Here is a 944-nt window from a genome sequence, read left to right as displayed (position 1 = left end):
GACCGGGCCGGGTGGTGGGCCCGGTGCTGACGGCGCATTCGGATTTCAAGGTGCACGGCGATCTGCTCGGGGCTGGCAGGCCAGATCGCAGCCGTGATGACGGCCCGGGCGTAGGCGGGTGTTTGCAGGAGGCCGGGGATCACCTGGGGCTCGTGGGTGCGGATCGAGGAGGCTGCCGTCTCCAGGCCGATGTAGTCGGCGTACGGGATATCGCCGCAGGCCGCCCACCAGCCTGGCCGGTTCGATTCCGTGGCCAGCTGCATCAGCGAGTCGACGACCCGCCGGTCGGTGACTTGGTAGAGGCCGCACAGGTCCCGCACATCACGGGGCTTGATGGCGCGGCGGCCGTTCTCCATATGGCTGATCTTCGGCTGCGAGATCAGCAGGCGCTCGGCCACCTGCGTGCTGGTCAGGCCGCGGGCCAGGCGGAGCCGGCGCAGCTCCGCGCCCAGCCGGCGCCTTCTGACGCCCGGGTTTCCGTTCGCCGCCACGTGCAGTCTGCCTCCGGCTCGGGATCGTCCGCCCGCGGCGCAAATTGCCGCGACCGGGCCCGGTCCAAACGTATTCGCCGTGCGGCAAAAGATCAACGAGCCCTGCTGGCAGGTGTCACACTGCGCGAAAGAGACGGGGTGCAGACCAGCGCGGTGACGAGGCCCGATGCTGGTCCGAAAATGAAGCCGCAGGCGGGCAGCCCGAGGTGACCTCTCGGTTCGATGGTCCGGGAAGCCGGGGCGGTGGGTTCAGGCAGCCGACTGGGGGGTGAGTGCCACCTGGTGGCCGGGGGCTCGGAGTTGGCGGATCAGGTCACGGGTCTTGCGTGCGGGGGCCGGTCCAGCGTTGGTGGTGATCGGTTCCGGTGCAGCGGGCTCGAGGGCCAGGCTGGGGAAGACCTGCACGGCGTCGGTGCGGCGTTTGACCTCGCGGTTCAGCCGTTCCAGGGGGTT

General features: G+C 70.0%; 1 protein-coding gene and 1 pseudogene. Both read right to left on the bottom strand.

What is annotated here, in order from left to right; all coding sequences use genetic code 11:
* On the bottom strand, positions 1 to 491 hold a 491-nt coding region (locus ACFVX9_RS39860), incomplete at its 3' end, for a Scr1 family TA system antitoxin-like transcriptional regulator (RefSeq protein ID WP_387987222.1).
* A gap of 249 nt (positions 492 to 740) precedes the next feature.
* Positions 741 to 944: pseudogene (locus tag ACFVX9_RS39855) on the bottom strand (hypothetical protein); the annotation flags it as partial.

It is taken from the genome of Kitasatospora sp. NPDC058243, from assembly GCF_042882025.1.
GTDB lineage: Bacteria > Actinomycetota > Actinomycetes > Streptomycetales > Streptomycetaceae > Kitasatospora.
The sequence above is the reverse complement of the archived record's forward strand: the minus strand, read 5'-3'. Positions and strand labels throughout refer to the sequence as shown.